Genomic DNA, 2,560 nt, shown 5'->3' with positions numbered 1-2,560 from the left:
GCTCCGCACCCCCGGCCAGGGCGGCGGCCTCACGTTGGACAAGCGCGCGGAACAGCGCGGCCACCAACGCCGTCGCGTCGGCGGAGGGGCAGGCGTCGCACACCAGGATCTCCACCGAGCGCCCGTCCGCGCCCGGCTGGATCCCGAAGCCCACCATCGAGCGATCGTTGATGACCCCGCTGCCGACGAGGTCGTCGACGAGTGCGTGATACTCCTGAGCCGAGCACACGCCCGCCACCGGCGCGGTGGTCGGCCACTGGGAGGCGGAGACCGAGCGACAGCTGGCGTACCCGGAATCCGACCCGTCGCGGAGGTAGGGCGAGCTCGCGGTGAGTGCGAGGAACACGGGCAGGTGCGGAGCGATCCGGCACGCCAGGGCGACCGCCTCGTCGGCATCCACGGCGTCCACTCTGACGCGGCTGCCACAGTAGATCTGACCCCGGGCCAGGAATTCGTAGTCCGCCAGGAGTCGACGCATCTGCGGGCTCTCGTCCACCAGCGCCGACCCAGGGGGCACGAGCGGGACCGCACCCGCGGCCGCGACGGTGAGGCCGCGGGGCTCACCCACCCGGCGCAGCCCCTCGCGTACCGCGAGGAGCCCCGATCGCAGGTCGGATGCGGTGTGAGCCGGACGGGTGCGCGTCCGGATCACGCAGTTCCGTACCTCCTCGGCGACCATGTCACCGGGGCGGTGGGCCAGTAGTTCCGACGCCCTGGGCGCCAGTTCCCGACTCTCCGTGTCGAGGACCTGGAGGTCCTCCTCGATCACCGCAGACCTGAACTCGGCTTCCATGAAGGAAATGTAGTGCTCTCAGGGGGCTGCGCACACCCGGTCGGGGATGTGGGATCGGTCTCAGCGGGCCTTCCAGACGGGGTCCCGCTTCTCCGCGAACGCCCTCGGGCCCTCCGCGGCGTCCTCCGATGTCATGACGGTGATCATCTCCCTGTCACTGACCTTCCACCGCTCCTCCTCGTCCGGCCGGGCCCCGTCGGTGATCCCCAGCGCGATGCGCTTACTCGCCTGCACGGCCAGCGGGGCGTTGGCGGCGATCACCCCGGCCAGTCCGAGGGCCGCGTCGATCAGGTCCCCGGCGGGGACCACGCGGTTGATCAGGTGCAGCTCGAGAGCCCGTGCGGCCGTGACCGGTTCACCGGTGAGAATCATCTCCATGGCCACCCGGTGAGGGACCTGGGCCGGCAACCGGAACGCGCCGCCCGCCGCCGCGACGAGCCCCCGCCTGACCTCGGGCAGGCCGAAGACCGCGTGGTCGGCCGCCACCACGAGATCGCACGCCAGCGCGATCTCGCACCCCCCGCCCAGCGCGGTGCCGTTGACCGCGGCGATCACCGGCACCGAGACGGGGTGCTGCATCATGCCCGCGAACCCCCACTGGCGGTTCTCCGCGGGGAAGATGTCCTCTCCCCGCGAGAGGGCCTTGAGATCCGCTCCCGCACAGAAGGACTGCTCCCCCGAGCCGGTGATGACCACCACCCGGATCTCCGGGTCCGTGTCGGCCTCGTGCAGGGCCCGACCCAGGAGAGTGCTCACCTCGCCGTTGACGGCGTTGCGCGCCTCGGGGCGGTCGAGGGTGACGAGCAGGACGTGATCGCGGCGCTCGCTGCGGACGGCGGGCCGGGTCTCGGGGGAGGTCATCTCCCCAGTCTCACCCGGCACCCGCGCCATGAGGGGCTTTTCCGGGTTCATTCGATATATTTGATTTCGATTCCCGGCCGCGTCCCCCGGCCGGTCCTCTTCACCGGAGATGGGGTGTCGGAAATGGCCGCAACACGACTCGCGCAGCGCCCACAGCTGTCAGAAGAGGTCGCCGACCACGTGCGGACCCGGATCATGAGCGGCCAGGTGCGCCCCGGGGACTTCATCCGGTTGGACGAGACCGCAGCCGCCCTCGGGGTGAGCGTGACCCCGGTGCGGGAGGCCCTCCTCACGCTTCGCGGAGAGGGGTTGGTGGACCTCGTCCCGCGACGCGGATACCTCGTCTCGCCGATGAGCAGGCAGGACGTCGAGGACATCTTCTGGCTGCAGGCGGAGTTGTCCAGGCGGATCGTCGACCGGGCCATCACGCGGTTCGACGAGTCGGCCCTCGATCAGCACGCCCGCCTGGTGGAGGAGTTCGAGGCAGCGGCCGCGGCGGGCGATCCGGACCGCGTGGTCAGTGCGCAGTACGCCATCCACCGCTCGATCAACCGGGCGTCCCGCTCCGACAAGCTGTCCCGGTTCCTCAACAACGCCGCGCGCTACATGCCCTATCGCCTCTACGCGGACGATCCGGCCTGGCGCGCGGCCGCACTCGTGGACAACCGGCGGATGCTCGAGGCGCTGCGCACCGGGGATGTGGAGACGGCCCATGCGGTGATCGACGCCGAGTTCAGCAACGGGGCCGATCTGCTCATCGCCCATCTCCAGCGCGCCGGCGTGTGGGACGAGGAGCGTGACAGTGACCGGGCGGAGGAGGGGGAGGACGACCGTGTGGGGGGCAGCGTCGCGACATCGATCGCTCCGGCCTGACCCGCGACGACGTCAGGCCGCCCCGCTCCGCTC

The 2,560-nt window shown here is 71.0% G+C and carries 3 protein-coding genes; 1 reads left to right on the top strand and 2 read right to left on the bottom strand.

What is annotated here, in order from left to right; all coding sequences use genetic code 11:
• Window positions 1-793 (bottom strand): glutamate-cysteine ligase family protein (locus IY392_RS18590; protein WP_228549633.1); only part of this gene is annotated, 793 nt, incomplete at its 3' end.
• A 60-nt stretch (window positions 794-853) separates the two neighbouring features.
• A complete protein-coding gene (locus tag IY392_RS18585) occupies window positions 854-1,654 on the bottom strand; it encodes a crotonase/enoyl-CoA hydratase family protein (protein WP_107758291.1) in 801 nt (266 codons plus the stop codon).
• Window positions 1,655-1,777: 123 nt separating this feature from the next.
• Between IY392_RS18585 and IY392_RS18580 the strand changes: the two genes are divergently transcribed.
• Window positions 1,778-2,527 carry a GntR family transcriptional regulator gene (locus tag IY392_RS18580; protein WP_194305838.1) on the top strand — a complete coding sequence of 250 codons (750 nt, stop codon included), beginning with the start codon at window positions 1,778-1,780 and terminating at the stop codon, window positions 2,525-2,527.
• Window positions 2,528-2,560 lie beyond the last annotated feature (33 nt).

Source organism: Dietzia sp. SYD-A1, from assembly GCF_015356725.1.
Lineage (GTDB): Bacteria > Actinomycetota > Actinomycetes > Mycobacteriales > Mycobacteriaceae > Dietzia.
Note: the sequence above shows the minus strand (reverse complement) of the source record. Positions and strands in the feature narration are given on the sequence as shown.

Coding starts and splice junctions, on each gene's coding strand:
- IY392_RS18585 (WP_107758291.1), bottom strand. CDS start 1,654: ATGACCTCCCCCGAGACCCGGCCCGCCGTCCGCAGCGAGCGCCGCGAT.
- IY392_RS18580 (WP_194305838.1), top strand. CDS start 1,778: ATGGCCGCAACACGACTCGCGCAGCGCCCACAGCTGTCAGAAGAGGTC.